Here is a 16,647-nt window from a genome sequence, read left to right as displayed (position 1 = left end):
TGAGTGGAGTGGGACAATGCAGCCCCACCGTTACGTGACCGCGATTATCCAATGAGTGACGCATCCACCACCATCTACCGCACCTGGATGTGCGTCGTCTGCGGATTTCTCTACCACGAGGCCGACGGCATTCCCGAAGAAGGCATCGCGCCAGGCACCCGCTGGCAGGACGTGCCCGACACCTGGACCTGCCCGGACTGCGGCGTCACCAAGGACGATTTCGAGATGGTGGAGATCGATTAAAGCGCTTGTCTGCCCGGATGGGGTATCGATCACGGGTAGCAGGGCCATACTGCGGTGGCCAAGCGGATCGCGTGACGCGTACAGGGGGTCAGTGCGCGTGCGTGCGCTGGCTGTTCAACTCGACCAGGTGCTCGTGCAGATTGCCTGCATCCTGTGCGCTCGGATTGAGCAGCACGTAACGGGACAGATCGTGGCGTGCACCGGAGCGATGGCCCAGGTGCAGGTAGGCCATGCCGCGGTCACGTAGTGCCTCGGGTTGGTCCGGAACCAGCTTCAGGATGCGGTCGGCGCTGCGCGCGGCCCGGTCCCAGTGCTCGGCGTCGGCGTAGACGCCGTGCAGGTTGCGCAGGATGCGGATCAGGATCGTGCGGTGCGGTGCCGGGTCGAGGATCTGCGCCAGCGCACGGTCGTCGGGGATCTCGCCGCCCAGGTGCGGGCGGGCGCGCTCGCGTAGCTCGTCCACGCCCAGCGGGCGACCGCCGTTGAACGGGTCCATGACCAGCACGCCGTCGTCCACCGGCAGGCGCACCAGGAAATGTCCGGGAAACGACACACCTGCCAGCGGGATCCCCAGGCGCCGCGCCACTTCGATCTGCACCATCGCCAGCGAGATGGGGTTGCCCAGGCGGCGCTCGAACACCTGGTTGAGATAGCTGTTGCGCGGGTCGTAGTACTCGTCGTGATTGCCCGAATACCCCAATTCATCGAACAGGTAGCGGTTGATCGCCGCCATCTTCAATGGCCACAGGTCGATCGCGTCCACTTCGCGGCGTAGGTGTTCGACATGGCTCTGCACCAGCGTGTCGTACAACCCGGCGTCCAGCTGCGGATACTCGTCGCGCGCGATCAGCAGCGCGGTGGACATCAGCGGCACCGCCTCGTCATCCAGGCTGGCGAGCGCGGTCCAGTGGGGAAGTGGGAGCATGTCGACCATGCTGCCAAGAGTGTCGGCAAGCGGCATGGGGTTCAAGTCCGGTACTTCCTGACAGGCGACACCGCATCGCTGTGAATCACTTCAGCTTGGGAATGTCCGGGCTGAAAACAAGCTCGCTGCCGTCCTGGAGGTTGAGCCGGGCGGCCTGGCCGGCATTGAGTTCCAGCACGTAGCGCGCCGGCCCCTTGCTGGGGTAGGGCGGGCAGGCATCGCCGCCAGAGCAGGGCGGCACGTCGCGCTGCTGCGACACCAGGCGGCGCTGGTTGTCGAAATACAGGATGTCCAGCGCGATCTTGGTGTTCTTCATCCAGTACGCCAGCGGTTCCTGGCGGTCGTGGATGAACAGCATGCCGCGGTCCTCGTCCATGGCATCGCGGAACATCAGGCCCTGGGTGCGGTCGGCGTCGTTCTGCGCCACTTCCACCCGGTAGCGCGTGCCGGCCAGCTCCACCCATGGGCCGCGGCTGGCGCAGCCACCGAGCAGGATCAGGCAGGCAAGGGCGAGGAAGCGGACAAGGTGCATGGGGCAGACCGACGAGGCGAGCAATGGCGCACCATCTGCCATGCGTCGATGCGCGTCAAGCCGCTGGCGCGCATCCGGCACAAGGCAGGCTCGGTGACGGGGGGGAGTCGGCGCGCTTGCGGGGAGCTTGAGAACGCGCGTTGCAGTCGTCGTGCGTCAGAGCACGCGCGGCGGTTCGCCTCCGACGATCACCACATCGGCCGGGCGGCGCGCAAACAGGCCGACGCAGACCACGCCGGGGATCTGGTTCAAGCTGCGCTCCAGTGCCACCGGATCGGTGATCTGCAGGTTGTGCACGTCCAGCACCACGTTGCCGTTGTCGGTGACCACGCCGTCGCGCCACACCGGCTGGCCGCCGGTCAACGCCAGGATCTGGCGGGCCACCAGGCTGCGCGCCATCGGGATCACCTCCACCGGCAGCGGGAAGCGGCCCAGCACCGGCACCTGCTTGCTCGGATCGATGATGCAGATGAAGCGCTCGCTGGCCTCGGCAATGATCTTCTCGCGCGTCAACGCGGCGCCGCCGCCCTTGATGAGGCAACGGTTCGGATCGCACTCATCGGCGCCATCCACATACAGCGACAGGTTGCCGGTGTGGTTGAGGTCCAGCAACTCGATGCCATGCTGGCGCAGCCGTGCGGTGCTTTGTTCGGAGCTGGACACCGCGCCCTTGATGCGCTGGCCGATGCGGCCCAGTGCATCGATGAAATAGGCCACCGTCGAGCCGGTACCCACACCGACGATCATGCCGTCTTCCACGTAATCGATCGCTTTCTCGGCGGCCAGGCGTTTTGCTTCGGACATGGGTAAGAGCTCGGGATTGGGGAATCGGGAATCGCAAAGGCGGCTGGTCGCGGCTATTCCATCGCCAGCAACAGCTTCCATTGCGCGGCAGTCACCGGCAGGATCGACAGGCGGTTGCCGCGCGCAATCAACGCAAAGCCTTCGCCCAGCGCGTCGGCGTGCTGCTTGATCTCGTCCAGCGCGATGGTGCGCTGGAGTTTGCGCTCGAATGCCACGTCCACCAGCATCCAGCGCGGATCTTCGCGGCTGGACTTGGGGTCGTGGTAGTCGGATTTCGGGTCGAATTGGGTGTCGTCCGGGTACGCCGCGCTGGCCACCTTGGCGATGCCGACGATGCCAGGCACCTTGCAGTTGGAGTGGTAGAACAGCACGCCATCGCCCGCCCGCATGCCGTCGCGCATGAAATTGCGCGCCTGGTAATTGCGCACGCCGTTCCACGGCTCGGTGCCGACGCGCTCCAGATCATCGATGGAAAAGGTGTCCGGCTCGGACTTCATCAACCAGTAGCGCGTGCGGGCAGTCATACGGAAACGGCGTCGTCTTTCAGGAAGGTGGCGTGTTCGGTGCAGATGGCGTCCACCGCCACGTCCCAGGGTTCGGTCGGCAGGGCAGGCACCTGTTGTGCGGCGAAGCCGACACCGACCAGCCACGGCGGCGGCGCCTGGCGATGCCGGAACGCGAAGCTGCGATCATACCAGCCGCCTCCCATGCCCAGCCGCCGGCACGCCGCATCGAAGCCGGTCAGCGGGGCGATCACCAGGGCCATGTCCTCCGGTGCCAGGGTGTCGGCGCGGTCTACGTCCGGTTCCGGAATGCCGTAGCGATTACTGGTCAGCCCCTGGCCGGGGCGCCACGGCGCAAAGCGCAGCACCCGCCCGTCCAGCAAGGGCAGGCAGTAGCGCACGCCGGCCGGCAAACCGAGTTGCCAGCGGTGCAGCGCGATTTCGCCATCCATTGCCCAGTACCCGGCCACCGCACCGGTCTGCGGTGCGAATGGCAGCGCCAGCAGACGTTCGCACAAGGTATCGGCCGCCGCCAGCCGCTGCGCTGCCGGCAGCGCACGGCGCTGGGCGCGCAGCCGTTGACGCAATGCGTTTCTGTCGTCGGTCATCGGACGCTCGTGACGAAGGGAGGGAGCAATGTGGTTGCTGCGCGGTTGCAGCGACACGGGGCGATTGTCGTGGGTTTGGCGACAGAGACGCAAAAAGAAACGACGCCCGGAGGCGTCGTTTCAGATTTGCATTCTCCGCCGTGACGATGCGGGCGAAACGACCTTGAACCCGGGGTTCAAGTGGGAACGTTGTGAGGCCATCGGGCTTCCCGCTACAAGGCGGACTTGCACACCCGGCTTCGTCGCGCCCCCATGGTCGTCATTAAGGGACAAGGCGAATGTTTTGCACGCTGTCGTTTACAGCAGAGAACGCAGGTGAAGTATAGACCTCTGCGGCGCGATGGCTAGCCCATTCGTCGGCGCGCGCGTTCAAAAGTTCATCTTTGCGACGGCAGTGCGACGTACGCCTCAACGCGGCGTGTCGGCGACGCTGTCCAACCGGCGATTCAAGGTGTCCAGCGTGGTGGCCAGTTCACGCTCGTAGCGTGTCTGCTGCTCTCGCACCTGTTGCAATTCGTGCGCCAGATTCAGTGCAGCCAGCACGGCGACGCGATCGACGGCAGCCATGCGATTGCTGCCGCGGATCTCACGCATGCGCAGATCCAGCAGGCGTGCCGCTGCGGTGAGGCTCTCGCGCTCTTCCGCCGTCACGCCCACCGTGTATTCACGATCCAGAATACGCACGCTGACCGGTTCGTTGTTGCTCACGTGTGCTGCTCCAGTGACTTCAGGCGCGCGATCATCGCTTCCACGCGCGAGCGTGCCTGCTCGTTCTTGGTCAGCAATTGCGCGCGTTCGCCGATCAGTTGTTCCTGCTGGTGGCGCAGGCTGCGGTTTTCGTCGCTCAGCCGTTGAGCACGCTCGACCAGCGCCTCCACGCGGGCGGCAAGTGCGCGGATCTGGGCGAGGGCAGCGGCATTGTCCATGTGCCCACGATAGGGGGGCGTGCGCGCAGCGGTCAAGCGCTCGCTGGACGGGCGGTTGCGCCGCGCAAGGTCAAGCCTGCCAAGGCCTGCAGCCAGCGGCAGCGACACGCACGACATGCGTGGAACGCTGCATGGAACCTCAAGCAAGAGGTCGAGCGGAGGCCGCCTTGGTACACTGGAACGTCAGCTTGCCCGCCAGCGTGCGGGCACCTTTCTGCTCTTAGCCTGGATGACTCGATGGATCTGCCTGACGTGACCGCTGTGCAAACCGAAAGCCGCCAGCTTGCGCTGGCGTCGTCTGCGGCGGAATTGCATGGCGGGCTGTGCGGGTGGCTGTCCGGTGGCGGCGCCGATGGCGCCGACTGGCTGGCGCGCATCCTGGCCGAACCCTCCCAGATGGCGCCCAAACAGGGCGGCGCGCTGGATCAGCTGCGCCAGGCCACGGTCATGCAGCTGGAAGACCGCGACTTTGCGTTCGAGCTGCTGCTGGTGGAGGACGGCGCCCCGCTGTCGGCGCGCACGGATGCCTTGTTCGACTGGTGCCGTGCATTTCTGGGTGGGTTCGGGCTGGCCGCGCAGCAGCACCCGGCGCTGACCGAGGAAGGCGAGGAAGCGTTGCAGGATCTGGCGCGGTTGGCGCAGGCCTCCAGCGAGGATTTCGATGCCGGCGAGGAAGACGATGCCGCGCTGGCCGAGATCGAGGAATTCGTGCGCGTGGCGGTGCTGTTGCTGCATGGCGACTGCGTGATGGGGCCGCGTTTCCGCCAACGTCTGAACTGATCGTCGCACCGACATGAAAAAGCTCACCGGGATCGGCGCGGCCGAATACGCGCGCCGGCGCAAGCAACTGATGCAGATGGCCGGCGAGCACGCCATCCTGATCCTGCCGGCCGCGCCCGAGCGTGTGCGCAGCCATGACACGCATTACCCGTACCGGCAGGATTCGGACTTCTGGTATCTGAGCGGGTTTCCCGAACCCGAAGCAGTGTTGGTGCTGGTGCCTGGCCGCAAACATGGCGAGGCGATCCTGTTCTGCCGCGAGCGCGATGCCGAGCGCGAAGCCTGGGACGGCCCGCGCGAAGGCCAGGAAGGCGCGGTGGAGCACTATGGCATGGACGATGCCTATCCCATCGACGATGTGGACGAGATCCTGCCGGGCCTGCTGGAAGGCCGCAGCCGGGTGTACTACCACTTCGGGCGCGACGTCGATTTCGACCTCAAGCTGATCGGCTGGCTCAAGCGCGTGCGCGAGCAGGTACGCCACGGCGCGCAGCCGCCGCACGAGTTCCTGGAGCTGGGCCATCTGCTGCACGAGCAGCGCCTGTTCAAGTCGCGCGACGAGATTGCGTTGATGCAGCAGGCGGCCGACATCAGCGTGCGTGCGCATCGTGCGGCGATGCGGCTGGCACGCCCGGGCGTGCACGAATACGCGTTGCAGGCCGAGGTGGAGCGCGAATTCCGCGCCGCCGATGCGTGGCCGGCGTACGGCAGCATCGTCGGCACCGGCAGCAATGCCTGCGTGCTGCATTACCGCGCCAATGCGGCGCGCTGCCGCGCCGGCGAGCTGGTGCTGATCGACGCCGGCGCCGAGTACCGCGGCTACGCCGCCGACATCACCCGCACCTTTCCGATCAATGGCCGCTTCACCCCGGCCCAGCGTGCACTGCACGATCTGGTCGGTGCCGCGCAGGCCGCTGCGCTGGCCCAGGCGCGCCCCGGTGTGGCCTACGAAGCCGGGCATCTGACGGCAGTGGAGACCCTGACCGAAGGCCTGCTGCGCCTGGGCCTGCTCAAGGGCAAGCTGGAGCGCAACATCGCCGAAGGCCATTACAAGCGTTTTTATCGGCATAAGACCGGTCACTGGCTGGGCCTGGACGTGCACGATGTTGGCGACTACAAGCTGGCCGGCGAGTCGCGCCTGCTCGAGCCCGGCATGGTATTCACCATCGAGCCGGGGCTCTATGTGTCCGCTGACGACACCTCGGTGGAGGCCAAGTGGCGCGGGATCGGCATCCGCACCGAAGACAATGTGCTGGTGACTGCCGATGGGCATCGCGTGTTGACCGATGCACTGGCACGCAGCGCCGAGGAGATCGAGGCAGACATGGCAGGCGCGCAGGCCTGAGGCCGCCGCCTACGCGCTGTACGGGCACCGACCAGCGGGTGATCGTACCGTGCGTGCCCACGCCTGCCATGCCCGCGCCGCGCACCACATTCACGCGTAGGAGCGCGCTGGCGCACGATGAAGCGTTATCGGCAAGGCCACAGCGTGCGCCAGCCTGCGTCACCAGCCAGTGCCGCCGACGCGATCTACTGATCGAGCTGGGGCGTCTGCGTGCGCTCGGGCTGCGGCACCTGCTCGGCGGGGCCGGCGAGCTGGCGCGCACGTTCGAACGACTGCTCTTCCGGTGTGTTCAGTGCCTGCTCGGTGTTCATGCGCGCGCGCAGGTGGGCGTGATGGGTGGGGTCGCCCTCCACCACGAACACGTTCTCGCCGTTGTGCACGCCGTTGCCATAGGCCTGGCTCATCAGGACGTGGTCCACGCGCGACAGGCCGTTTTCCTTGGCCAGCGGCAACAGCGCGGCAGTGAGCCGCGCGCTGGCCTGGTCGGGTGTGCGGCCGTGCGCGGAGTCGATGGCATGCACGCCGCGTTCGATCTGCTGGTACATCGCGTGGTCGGGATGCGAGGCCTGACGGGGGTCGTTCATGGGAATGCTCCGTGCGGGACAGGACGGGTCATGGTACGTCGAATACCGGGCGCGTCAGGTTTTCCGGCGCCTCGTCGGTGCAGACGACTTCGTCTTCGATGCGGATGCCGCCATAGGGCTTGAAGTGCTCCACGCGCTGCCAGTCGATGCTGGCGGCGTGGCCGTTGCGCTTGACCTCCTCCAGCAGCATGTCGATGAAGTACACGCCCGGCTCGATGGTCACCACCATGCCCGGTTCCAGCACGCGGGTCAGGCGCAGATACGGATGCCCTGCCGGCCTCTCGATGCGGCCGCCGCGGTCGCTGGCGGCAAAGCCGGCCACATCGTGCACCTGCAGGCCGATCAGGTGGCCCAGGCCATGCGGGAAGAACGCGGCGCTGACGCCGGTGGCCAGTGCCGCCTCGGGCGAGACGGTGAGGATGCCGAACTCCTTGAGGATGCCCATCAGCGCCAGGTGCGCGTCCACATGCAGCTGTTTGTAGTCCACGCCGGCACGCACGCTCTGGCCCATGCGCACCTGCGCGGCGTCCACCGCCTCGATCAGCGCCTGGAACTCGCTGCCGGTGTCGGCGGCGTAGGTGCGGGTGATGTCGCTGGCATAGCCGTAGGCCGAGGCGCCGGCATCGATCAGGAAGCTGCGCAGCGGTTGCGGCGGCTGCTGGCCCAGCTCGGTGTAGTGCAGCACCGCGGCATGTTCGTTGAGCGCGATGATGTTGCCGTACGGCAGCTCGTTGGCGTCCTGGCCTACTGCGGCGCAGTACGCCATATGGATGCCGAATTCGCTCTGGCCGGCGCGGAACGCCGCTTCGGCGGCGCGATGGCCGCGCACCGCCAGTTGCTGGGCGATACGCATCAGCGCCAGTTCGTAGGGCGTCTTGAAGGCGCGCTGGTACTCCAGGTCATCCAGCACCGGCGGCGGGTTGTTCGGCACGTAGGCACCGAGCGCGCTGTTTGCCTCGCCCAGGATGGCGCAGCGTTCGCTGCGCGCGGGCAGCAGTTTCAGGGCCTCCTCGGGCGTGCGGATGATGTGGATGTCGCAGTACTCCACCCACCAACCGTTCGGCGCATCGGGCACCACGTGCCAGTAGTCGAAGGGTTGATGGAAGATTACCGTCGGGCGCTGGCCCGGGGTATAGACCAGCCAGCTGTTGGGCACCCGCGTCAGCGGCACCCAGGCCTTGAATTGCGGGTTCACCGCGTACGGGTAGTCGCGGTCGTCGAACACCTGGTAGTGCAGGTTGCCGCTGGGCACCACCAGGTGATCGAAGCCGCCGCGCTGCAGCGCCTGGTCGGCGCGCGTGCTGAGCGTGCGCAGGTGGTCGGAATACAGGTGGCTGAGGGAAGGCTGGGGCATGCGGGACTCGATCGGCAATGCAAAGGCAGGGCGCGATTTTGCCGCAAACCCGGTGAAGGGGTCAGCCGACCAGGTGTTCTTCGGCAATCCAGGCGCGCAGGCGCAGGCGGTGCGGTTCGGACAGGCTCAGGAAGCGGAAGCCGGCCCAGGCCTGCCCCGGCGCGTGCGCCGCGTCGGTCCACAGCAGATGCACGCCGACATCGATCTCGGTGCTGCGGCCACTGCGCTCGGGCAGGCTGAAACGCAGCTGGTACAGCGCATCGTCGCGCAGCGGAGCCGAGGCCAACAGCAGCATGCCGGTTTCGGAGACGTTGCCGACGCGGCCGATCTGCGCCTCGCTGAGCATGTCGATGACCGGCACCAGGTCGCTGGGCTGGCGACGGGGGGCGCGGCGGGTGTCCTGCATCATGGGGACGCCTCTGCGGAGGAGTGGCCGGCCAGGCTGCGCAGGGTGCGCACGGTGGCATGCCAGGCGCGGTCGATCAGCCGCGATTTGTCTTCCACCAGCAGCCGTGCCTGGCCGCTGGCCATCAGCCGTGCCAGGGCGTCGAGCGAGTAGTCGCCCAGTTTCTGTCCGCGTTGATTGACGAACAGCGCGTGGTCGGTCATCGGGCTGTACCAGGACAAGCGCTGCCGTCGCAGGTCGCCTTGCTGATTGAGGGTGAATTCGAACCAGGTGCCGAACGGCAGGCTGCGCAGCCGGGCGTAGCAGTCCTCTTCGGCCGCCGTGCGCGGGGCGGCTGCCGGTTTGCGTTGCGCATCGTCGCCCTGGTCGCCCAGCCGCGCACGCGCCTTGAGTCTGGCGGCCAGTTCGGTGCGCGAGGTGAGGTCGTCTTCGCCACCGGGCGTGGCCAGGCGCCGCGCGATCGCGGCCGCTTCATCGTGGTGATAGCCGACCTGCAGCAGCGCGGTTTCCACATCAGTGGCGAGCGCGGTGTCGATGGGCTCACCCTTGCTGCGGCAGGTGACCTCGGCAATGCGCGCGGTCAAGGCCTGGCGTTCGTCCCATTCGGGCGACGGCCCGCCCTGGCGCAGCAGGGTGAGCGTGAGCACGTCGGACCATGCCTGGCGCAGCAACGACTGCACGAAGCGCGGCGGTGCGCTGCGTTCGCACAGTTCCTCGATGCGTGCCTGGGCCTGTTGCTTGGCCAATTCCAGGCGTTCCTTGCCGCGTGCGGCATCCACATGCCGGCGCTCGGCGACCTCGGCCTTGCGGCCGTGTGCGCGTAGATGCGCCTGGATGTCGTCGTTGGCCGCGGCAAACACCGCCTCGTCGCCCTGGTAATTGACGACCACGCTGTCGACCACGCTGCCCAGCTTGTGCAGCAACTGCGGGTCGGTCTCGTCTTCGCTCAGCCACGCGGCGCCGGACTCGGCAACGCTGTTGAGCAACTCGCGCATCGGGTGCTGGTCGCGGACGAAGAAATGCGCGTCGGCCAGCGCAGCGCGCAGCGCGGGCACCTGCAATTTGGCTAGCAGGGCCCGCGCCGGCGCGCGCTCGTGCACTTCGCGCTGCATCTGCGCATAGAGCAAGCCCAGCAGATCGAAGGTGTCGTTGTCTTGCGAAGAGAGCGCCGCATCCGGGCCATGCTGGGCGCGCAACAGGTCGATGACCTGGCGCTGCAGCGTGTCGATGCCGGTTGCCGGCACAGCCGCCGCCGCAGGAGCGTGCAGCGCCTGTTGCAGGCTGGCCAGTGCTTCGCCAAGCGCGGCGGCGGGCACGGCGAGCGCTTCGGCCTCGGTGGCCGATGCGACCGGGTGCGCAGCGGCGGCCTGCACCAGGCTGCCCGGCGCGCCGGCGTGGGCCGCGTGGCGCGATGCCTGCGCGTGGCGAGCCGACGACAGCAGGCCGCCGAGTGCATGCACGGCACCGCTGAGCACGGGCGCGCCGGGCTGCACGTCGGCAGCAGCGACAGCAGCCCCGGCCGTGGCAGGCGCGAGGGCCGTGCCGTCAGGCGGGTCGAGCAGTGCGCTTTGCCAGGCGGTCGGCGGGGTGGACGCTGCATTCCGGGCCGTGGCCGGATGCGCTGTACGTGCGGCGCTGCCCACGCCGCTGTGCGCGGGAGCATCTGTAGCCGACGGCGCTGTGCGCCGGGTCCGGACCTGGGTCGGTTTGACCAGGTAGGGATGGTAGATCAGCCCCGGCAGAATGCCCTCGTGTTCGAGCGTGGCATTGGCGCGTTCGAGCAGATCGCCCAGCCGCTCCATCAGTTGGCGCACGAAGACCTTGTACAGGGTGATCTGCCCATCCTGGTTAAGCCCCAGGGCCAGGCCACAGTCGCGCACGATCCGGCATAGCGCATATGGACCCAGCGGCACGGCTTCCAGTTCGAACTCCGGCACCGCGCCGATCACGGCCAGCCGCTGCGACAGCAATTGCAGCGCGTCGGCGCGTCGCGAGGTTTCGCGCCGGGCGATCTCGCCGAGCACGATGTCGCGGTCGATGTCGCTCTCTTCCACCAGGCTGAGCATGGGTGGGAACGCCGCTGCGTCCGGTGGCGGCAACAGTGCCGGACGCTCCTGCAAGTTGGCCAGATCCTGCGCCAATGCGTGCAGGAAGCGCTGCGGGAACTGGTCCAGATGCTCGCGCAACCCACGCGTCTGCGCATAGGCATCGGCCTGCAGCTGACTGCTGCGCGCATGCTCGGCCTGGTGCAGCAGCTCGCGTTCCAGCTCGACGATGGTCAGCCGCAGCGGCCCGCCCAGCGCCTGCACGCAGTGCGCCTGCAGCATGCCGAGCAGACGTCGGCCGCGCGCGGAGACGGGCGCATCGGCAATCGGGCCAAGGAGCGTGGGTGGCTGGGAAAAGGCGGGCATGGGCATTCGGGGGAGGCAGGCGCGGTTCGAAGCGTGAGCTATGTAGCATGTTTTCCGCTTGCTCAGCGAACAGCTGTGCCTTGGCTGCATGCGGGAGCGAAGACAGTGGCGATTGCAGAGCGCGAACCGGTGCCCGCGTGCAGCGGCGGCTGGCCGTTTGCCGGACAGGTGCGGTCGGTGGTAGGTATCGGTAGGCCGCGCTCAGTCCAGGAACAGCTCCACCACGTCGTTGGTGAAACGGCGGCCCAGTTCGGTAGGCAGCACGCGCCCGTCGTGCTCGACCAGCCAACCTTGTGCCACCGCCTGCGCCAGTGGTGCGGCGATGGCCGCTGCCGGCAGCCCGGTACAGGCTTCGAAGTCGCCCAGCCGGAAGCCTTCATGCAGCCGCAGCAGGTTGAGCATGTACTCGAACGGCAATCGTTCGCGTGGCACGCTGTCGTCGCCGCCGATCGACGCCTCAGTGCCGGCGCTGGCCAGATAGCTTTGCGGATGCTTGTGTTTCCAGCGGCGCAACACCTGCTGCTGCGCGCCCGAGCTGATCTTGCCGTGCGCACCGGCGCCGATGCCCAGGTAGTCGCCAAAGCGCCAGTAGTTGAGGTTGTGCGCGCACTGCCGCCCAGGCTTGGCATACGCGCTGACTTCGTACTGCGCATAGCCGGCGTCGGCCAGCAGGCGTTGGCAATGTTCCTGGATATCCCAGGCCGCATCGTCGTCGGGAATACCCTTGGGCGGCCGCGCGAAGAACACCGTGTTCGGTTCCAGCGTGAGCTGGTAATGCGACAGATGCGTGGGCTGCAGCGCGAAGGCGCGCTCCAGATCGTGCTCGGCCTGGGCCAGCGTCTGCTCTGGCAGGGCGTACATCAGGTCGATGTTGACATTGTCGTAGCCGGCATCCTGCGCCAGCTTGATCGCACGCTCGGCCTCGCCGCTGTCGTGGATGCGCCCCAGCCGTTGCAGCGCCACATCGTCGAAGCTCTGCACGCCGAAGCTCAGCCGGTTCACGCCCGCTGCGCGGTAGTGCTCGAAACGGCCATGTTCGGCGGTGCCCGGGTTGGTTTCCAGGGTGATTTCCAGACGCGGCGCAAACCGCAGCCGCGCCGCGGCCGCCTGCAGGAAACGGTCGATCGCTGCGGGTGGAAACAGGCTGGGCGTGCCGCCGCCGAAGAACACCGAATGTACCACCCGGCCCCAGACCAGCGGCAGATCCGCATCCAGATCGCGGATCAGTGCATCGACATAATCGTCGAACGGCAACGCGCCCTTGGCCGCATGCGAATTGAAATCGCAATACGGACATTTGCGCACGCACCAGGGCAGGTGCACATAGAGCGAGAGCGGGGGCGGGATCAGGTCAGGCATGACACCATGTGTCGGTCACAGCGCCAGTGCATGCAGCTTGTGCTGCAGCGTGGCCAGCGCCACTGCGCGATGGCTCAGGCGGTTCTTCAGGTCGCTGTCCATTTCTGCGGCGGTCAGGCCATGCACCGGGTCCAGGAACACCGGGTTGTAGCCAAAGCCACCATCGCCGCGCGGCGCGGTGGTGATGACGCCTTCCCAGCTGCCTTCGGCGATCAGCGGTTGCGGATCTTCCGGGTGGCGCAGCAGCACGATCACCGCATAGAAACGCGCGCTGCGGCGCTCGGCCGGCAGCTCGCGCATCGCCTCGAGCAACTTGGCGTTGTTGGCGTGTGCGTTGGTGGGGCTGCCGGCATAGCGCGCGCTGTAGAGGCCGGGCGCGCCGCCCAATGCATCCACGATCAGGCCCGAGTCGTCGGCCAGTGCCGGCAGGCCGGTCACCGCACTGGCGTGGCGCGCCTTGATCAAGGCGTTCTCGACGAAGGTCAGGCCGGTTTCCGGCACATCCTCCACGCCCAGCGCGCCCTGCGCCACGATCTGCAGCGGCAGGCCGGCCAGCATGGCGCGCAGTTCTTCCAGCTTGCCGGCGTTGCCGCTGGCCAATACCAGTTGTTTCATTGCCTGGCCTCCAGCAGATCCCACGCCGTGTCGTACAGCGTGGTCAGGGCGATACGCCACTTCATCCGGCCAGCGCGGCGCGTTGCAGCGCAAACAGCTCGCCCATGCCTTTTTCGGCCAGCGACAGCAGCGCATCGAGTTCTTCGCGACGGAAGGCGTGGCCTTCGGCGGTGCCCTGCAGCTCGATGAATCCACCGCCGTCGTTCATCACCACGTTCATGTCGGTGTCGCAGTCGCTGTCTTCCGGGTAATCCAGGTCCAGCACCGGCTCGCCGCGGTAGATGCCCACCGACACTGCCGCCACCGCGCCGATCAGCGGGTGCTTCTTGATGTCGCCACGCTTGAGCAGCAGGTTCACCGCATCGGCTAGTGCCACATAGGCACCGGTGATGGCTGCGGTGCGGGTGCCGCCATCGGCCTGCAACACGTCGCAGTCCAGGGTGATGGTGCGCTCGCCCAGCGCATTGCGTTCCACGCAGGCGCGCAATGCGCGGCCGATCAGGCGTTGGATTTCCAGCGTGCGGCCGCCTTGCTTGCCGCGTGCGGCTTCGCGGTCGGAACGGGTGTGGGTGGAGCGCGGCAGCATGCCGTATTCGGCGGTGACCCAGCCTTCGCCCTTGCCGCGCAGGAACCCCGGCACGCGGTTTTCCACGCTGGCGGTGCACAGCACGCGGGTGTCGCCGAAGCTCACCAGCACCGAGCCTTCGGCGTGGCGGGTGAAGGAGCGTTCGATGCGCACCGGGCGCAGCTGATCGGCCGTGCGGCCGCTGGGACGGGAAAAGGTCATGCGATGAGTCCGGAAGTCGGGAGGTTGTCAGGTCGCCACTGCGCAGCGTGCAGGCAGCTGGCAAGGGCGGCTAGGGTACCATTCGCGCTTTGATGGAACGGGATTGACGATGATCCGAAGCATGACCGCGTTTGCCGGCGGCGAACGCATCACGCCCTGGGGCACGCTCGGCTGCGAGCTGCGCTCGGTCAACCACCGCTTTCTGGAAGTGGGCACGCGCCTGCCGGAGGAATTGCGTGCGCTGGAGCCGTTGCTGCGCGAGCGCGTGGCGGCCAGGAACAGCCGCGGCAAGCTGGACCTGACGCTGCGCCTGCGCGCGCCGGACAACGCGCAGACCCTGGCGGTGAACGAGGCGCTGCTGCAGGAACTGGGGGCGCTGGCCACGCGCCTGGACGCGAGCTTCCCAAGGCTGCAGGTGGGCTTCACCGAGCTGCTGCAGCTGCCCGGCGTGCTGCAGGTGCAGGATGTCGATGCGCCGGCCCTGCAGGCGCAGGCGCTGGCGCTGCTGGACGAGGTGGTGGACGGCTTCGTCAGTGCACGCGAGCGTGAGGGCGCCAAGCTGGCCGAGGCGATCAGTGAGCGGGTGGATGCGATCGAGCGCATCGCCGCCGAGGTGCGCAGCCTGATCCCGGTGATCCGCGAAGGCCAGCGCGCCAAGCTGGCCGCACGCCTGGCCGACCTGCCGCATCCGGTAGACCCGGGCCGTGCCGAGCAGGAACTGGTGCTGTGGCTGCAGAAACTCGATGTGGACGAGGAGCTGGACCGGCTGTCCAGCCACATCGGAGAGATCCGCCGCGTGCTCACGCAACGCGAACCGGTCGGCCGCCGCCTGGATTTCCTGCTGCAGGAGTTCAACCGCGAGGCCAATACGCTCGGCTCCAAGTCGGTGGACAGCCGCACCTCCAACGCCGCAGTGGAGCTGAAGGTGTTGATCGACCAGATCCGCGAGCAGGTGCAGAACATCGAATAGCCGGGAATAGGCAATCGGGAATGGGGAATGGGGAATCGTCAAAGCAGGTACGATTCACCCCTGGCCTGCTTGCTTGGCGCGGTGCCCCATTCCCTATTCTCGACTCCCTATTCCCTAAAATGCGCGGCACTCTCTATATCGTTGCGGCCCCCTCGGGCGCCGGCAAGAGCAGCATCGTCAACGCCACCCTGGCACGCGACCCGAAGATCGCCTTGTCGATCTCGTTCACCTCGCGCGCGCCGCGGCCGGGCGAACGGCATGCCGAGCACTACCATTTCGTGTCCGCCGACGAGTTCCAGGGCATGATCGAAGCGGGTGATTTTTTCGAGTACGCGCTGGTGCACGGCGACTGGAAGGGCACCGCACGGCAGTCGGTGGAGCCGCAGCTGGCCGCCGGCCATGACGTGCTGCTGGAGATCGACTGGCAGGGCGCGCGCCAGGTGCGGCAGAAGGTGCCCGATGCGGTGAGCGTGTTCATCCTGCCGCCGTCGCGGCAGGCGCTGGACGAGCGCATGCGCAAGCGCGGCCAGGACAGCGAGGACGTGATGGCGCAGCGCCTGGCGGCCGCGCGCGAAGAGATGCTGCATTTCGAAGAATTCGACTACGTCATCATCAACGAAACCTTCGATACCGCCGTGGCGGAGATGTGCGCCATCTTCACCGCCAGCCGCTTGCGTCGGCAGGCGCAGCAGCAGCGGCATGCGGGGCTGATCCAGGCGCTGCTGGAGTAACGACCAAGGGCACGTGGCGCGGTGATCGGGTCGTCGCGTGGCCGGCGTGCCGGGCCGCAGTGGGCAGGGTGGCGATCGGCACGCGGCGGCATCCAAGCGGCGCACGCGCTGGAGCCGGGGTGTCGTTCTGCGCATCAAGGCGCTGAAATGGGGCGGTGGCGCTGGCCCAAGTTGCTGATTTCAAAGGTAACCGAGCGGCGGCCGGTTGCCCGGGCTGCGGCGCAGGCGTACACTCCGCCCCCTTTCCCTCATTCGATGCGCGGCCAGTGCTGGTCGCCGGGAGCCCGCATGGCCCGCATTACCGTAGAAGATTGCCTGGAAGTCGTGAACAACCGTTTCGAGCTGGTCATGATGGCCTCCAAGCGCGCCCGTCAGCTCGCCAACGGCGTGCAGCCGCTGATCGAGAACGCCGACGCCAGCGACAAGCCCACCGTGATGGCACTGCGCGAAATCGCCGCGCGCCGGATCGACAATGCGCTGATCGATGAAGTCGAGAAGGCCGAACGCGAGCGTGCCGAGCGCGAAGCGCTGGAATGGGCCGCCGCCGAAGTGGTCGCCGACGAAGACATGTCCAAGAACGACGACTGATCGTCGCTGCATGGCCGCCGCGCAGCGCGTGGTTGGCAAGCGATCTGCAACCGGCCCGCCCTGTGCGGGCCGGTTGCGTATCGGGGCGGCGGCGTGCGTGCCGGATGTTGTTGCGTACGCCTGGTGCTCGCTACGCGGACCCCGCCGCAGCCCGGCGCGGTTGGACGAGCGGAGGC

General features: G+C 67.4%; 20 protein-coding genes and 1 other RNA gene. 6 read left to right on the top strand and 15 right to left on the bottom strand.

The features are described from left to right. The first annotated feature begins 3 nt into the window (after window positions 1–3). Window positions 4–243, top strand: coding sequence for a rubredoxin (locus ACCQ13_RS15650; RefSeq protein WP_104602545.1), 240 nt, complete (start codon window positions 4–6; stop codon window positions 241–243). An 88-nt stretch (window positions 244–331) separates the two neighbouring features. On the opposite strand, the gene ACCQ13_RS15645 is transcribed toward ACCQ13_RS15650, so the two are convergent. The 8 genes from ACCQ13_RS15645 to ACCQ13_RS15610 all read right to left on the bottom strand — a co-directional run bounded on the left by ACCQ13_RS15645 (window position 332) and on the right by ACCQ13_RS15610 (window position 4,541). Then, window positions 332–1,213: a SirB1 family protein gene (locus ACCQ13_RS15645; protein ID WP_104602544.1), complete on the bottom strand. Its 882-nt coding sequence runs from the start codon at window positions 1,211–1,213 to the stop codon at window positions 332–334. A gap of 40 nt (window positions 1,214–1,253) precedes the next feature. Beyond that, window positions 1,254–1,700 (bottom strand): DUF192 domain-containing protein, encoded by a 447-nt coding sequence (locus tag ACCQ13_RS15640; RefSeq protein ID WP_104602543.1) that lies wholly within the window; start codon window positions 1,698–1,700, stop codon window positions 1,254–1,256. A gap of 156 nt (window positions 1,701–1,856) precedes the next feature. Further along, window positions 1,857–2,504 (bottom strand): ribose-5-phosphate isomerase RpiA, encoded by a 648-nt coding sequence (gene rpiA / locus ACCQ13_RS15635; protein ID WP_104602542.1) that lies wholly within the window; start codon window positions 2,502–2,504, stop codon window positions 1,857–1,859. 53 nt (window positions 2,505–2,557) lie between these two features. Next, entirely contained in the window at window positions 2,558–3,028 is a 471-nt protein-coding gene (locus ACCQ13_RS15630) for an EVE domain-containing protein (RefSeq protein WP_104602541.1), read from the bottom strand. Then, entirely contained in the window at window positions 3,025–3,615 is a 591-nt protein-coding gene (locus tag ACCQ13_RS15625) for a 5-formyltetrahydrofolate cyclo-ligase (RefSeq protein ID WP_372372302.1), read from the bottom strand. The genes ACCQ13_RS15630 and ACCQ13_RS15625 overlap by 4 nt, the downstream gene beginning before the upstream one ends. Before the next feature lie 128 nt (window positions 3,616–3,743). Then, window positions 3,744–3,927, bottom strand: a non-coding RNA gene (gene ssrS / locus ACCQ13_RS15620) — 6S RNA. Window positions 3,928–4,023: 96 nt separating this feature from the next. Beyond that, window positions 4,024–4,323: a cell division protein ZapA gene (locus tag ACCQ13_RS15615; RefSeq protein WP_104602540.1), complete on the bottom strand. Its 300-nt coding sequence runs from the start codon at window positions 4,321–4,323 to the stop codon at window positions 4,024–4,026. Then, window positions 4,320–4,541: a TIGR02449 family protein gene (locus ACCQ13_RS15610; RefSeq protein ID WP_104602606.1), complete on the bottom strand. Its 222-nt coding sequence runs from the start codon at window positions 4,539–4,541 to the stop codon at window positions 4,320–4,322. The genes ACCQ13_RS15615 and ACCQ13_RS15610 overlap by 4 nt, the downstream gene beginning before the upstream one ends. A 237-nt stretch (window positions 4,542–4,778) precedes the next feature. Here ACCQ13_RS15610 and ACCQ13_RS15605 point away from each other — a divergent pair, with 237 nt between their 5' ends. Both ACCQ13_RS15605 and ACCQ13_RS15600 read left to right on the top strand, forming a co-directional pair. Beyond that, complete coding sequence (locus ACCQ13_RS15605; protein WP_104602539.1) at window positions 4,779–5,321, top strand: YecA/YgfB family protein; 543 nt, start codon at window positions 4,779–4,781, stop codon at window positions 5,319–5,321. A 13-nt stretch (window positions 5,322–5,334) separates the two neighbouring features. After that, window positions 5,335–6,666 carry an aminopeptidase P N-terminal domain-containing protein gene (locus tag ACCQ13_RS15600; RefSeq protein ID WP_104602538.1) on the top strand — a complete coding sequence of 444 codons (1,332 nt, stop codon included), beginning with the start codon at window positions 5,335–5,337 and terminating at the stop codon, window positions 6,664–6,666. A gap of 185 nt (window positions 6,667–6,851) precedes the next feature. On the opposite strand, the gene ACCQ13_RS15595 is transcribed toward ACCQ13_RS15600, so the two are convergent. The 7 genes from ACCQ13_RS15595 to rph all read right to left on the bottom strand — a co-directional run bounded on the left by ACCQ13_RS15595 (window position 6,852) and on the right by rph (window position 14,182). Next, on the bottom strand, window positions 6,852–7,250 hold the full coding sequence (locus tag ACCQ13_RS15595; protein ID WP_159407521.1) for an XVIPCD domain-containing protein: 399 nt from the start codon (window positions 7,248–7,250) through the stop codon (window positions 6,852–6,854). Between the two features lie 28 nt (window positions 7,251–7,278). Further along, a complete protein-coding gene (gene pepQ / locus ACCQ13_RS15590) occupies window positions 7,279–8,604 on the bottom strand; it encodes a Xaa-Pro dipeptidase (protein WP_104602536.1) in 1,326 nt (441 codons plus the stop codon). A 61-nt stretch (window positions 8,605–8,665) separates the two neighbouring features. Further along, on the bottom strand, window positions 8,666–9,013 hold the full coding sequence (locus ACCQ13_RS15585; protein WP_104602535.1) for a PilZ domain-containing protein: 348 nt from the start codon (window positions 9,011–9,013) through the stop codon (window positions 8,666–8,668). After that, on the bottom strand, window positions 9,010–11,427 hold the full coding sequence (locus tag ACCQ13_RS15580; RefSeq protein ID WP_104602534.1) for a DUF1631 domain-containing protein: 2,418 nt from the start codon (window positions 11,425–11,427) through the stop codon (window positions 9,010–9,012). Before ACCQ13_RS15580 ends, ACCQ13_RS15585 begins: the two co-directional genes overlap by 4 nt. 195 nt (window positions 11,428–11,622) lie before the next feature. Then, a complete protein-coding gene (hemW, locus tag ACCQ13_RS15575; protein ID WP_104602533.1) occupies window positions 11,623–12,780 on the bottom strand; it encodes a radical SAM family heme chaperone HemW in 1,158 nt (385 codons plus the stop codon). Between the two features lie 15 nt (window positions 12,781–12,795). Beyond that, complete coding sequence (gene rdgB / locus ACCQ13_RS15570; protein ID WP_167526934.1) at window positions 12,796–13,395, bottom strand: RdgB/HAM1 family non-canonical purine NTP pyrophosphatase; 600 nt, start codon at window positions 13,393–13,395, stop codon at window positions 12,796–12,798. Between the two features lie 61 nt (window positions 13,396–13,456). Then, window positions 13,457–14,182, bottom strand: coding sequence for a ribonuclease PH (rph, locus tag ACCQ13_RS15565; protein WP_104602531.1), 726 nt, complete (start codon window positions 14,180–14,182; stop codon window positions 13,457–13,459). Between the two features lie 109 nt (window positions 14,183–14,291). Between rph and ACCQ13_RS15560 the strand changes: the two genes are divergently transcribed. From ACCQ13_RS15560 to rpoZ, 3 genes are all read left to right on the top strand, one after another. After that, window positions 14,292–15,152 carry a YicC/YloC family endoribonuclease gene (locus ACCQ13_RS15560; protein WP_159407520.1) on the top strand — a complete coding sequence of 287 codons (861 nt, stop codon included), beginning with the start codon at window positions 14,292–14,294 and terminating at the stop codon, window positions 15,150–15,152. Between the two features lie 119 nt (window positions 15,153–15,271). Beyond that, the gene (gene gmk, locus ACCQ13_RS15555; protein WP_104602529.1) at window positions 15,272–15,883 is read left to right on the top strand and encodes a guanylate kinase; all 612 of its coding nucleotides are present in this window, start codon (window positions 15,272–15,274) and stop codon (window positions 15,881–15,883) included. A gap of 288 nt (window positions 15,884–16,171) precedes the next feature. Next, window positions 16,172–16,471: a DNA-directed RNA polymerase subunit omega gene (rpoZ, locus tag ACCQ13_RS15550; protein ID WP_002812428.1), complete on the top strand. Its 300-nt coding sequence runs from the start codon at window positions 16,172–16,174 to the stop codon at window positions 16,469–16,471. Window positions 16,472–16,647: the final 176 nt, after the last annotated feature.

The organism is Xanthomonas sp. NCPPB 1638 (assembly GCF_041475635.2).
GTDB lineage: Bacteria > Pseudomonadota > Gammaproteobacteria > Xanthomonadales > Xanthomonadaceae > Xanthomonas > Xanthomonas cucurbitae.
This window is presented reverse-complemented; position numbering and strand designations above follow the sequence as displayed.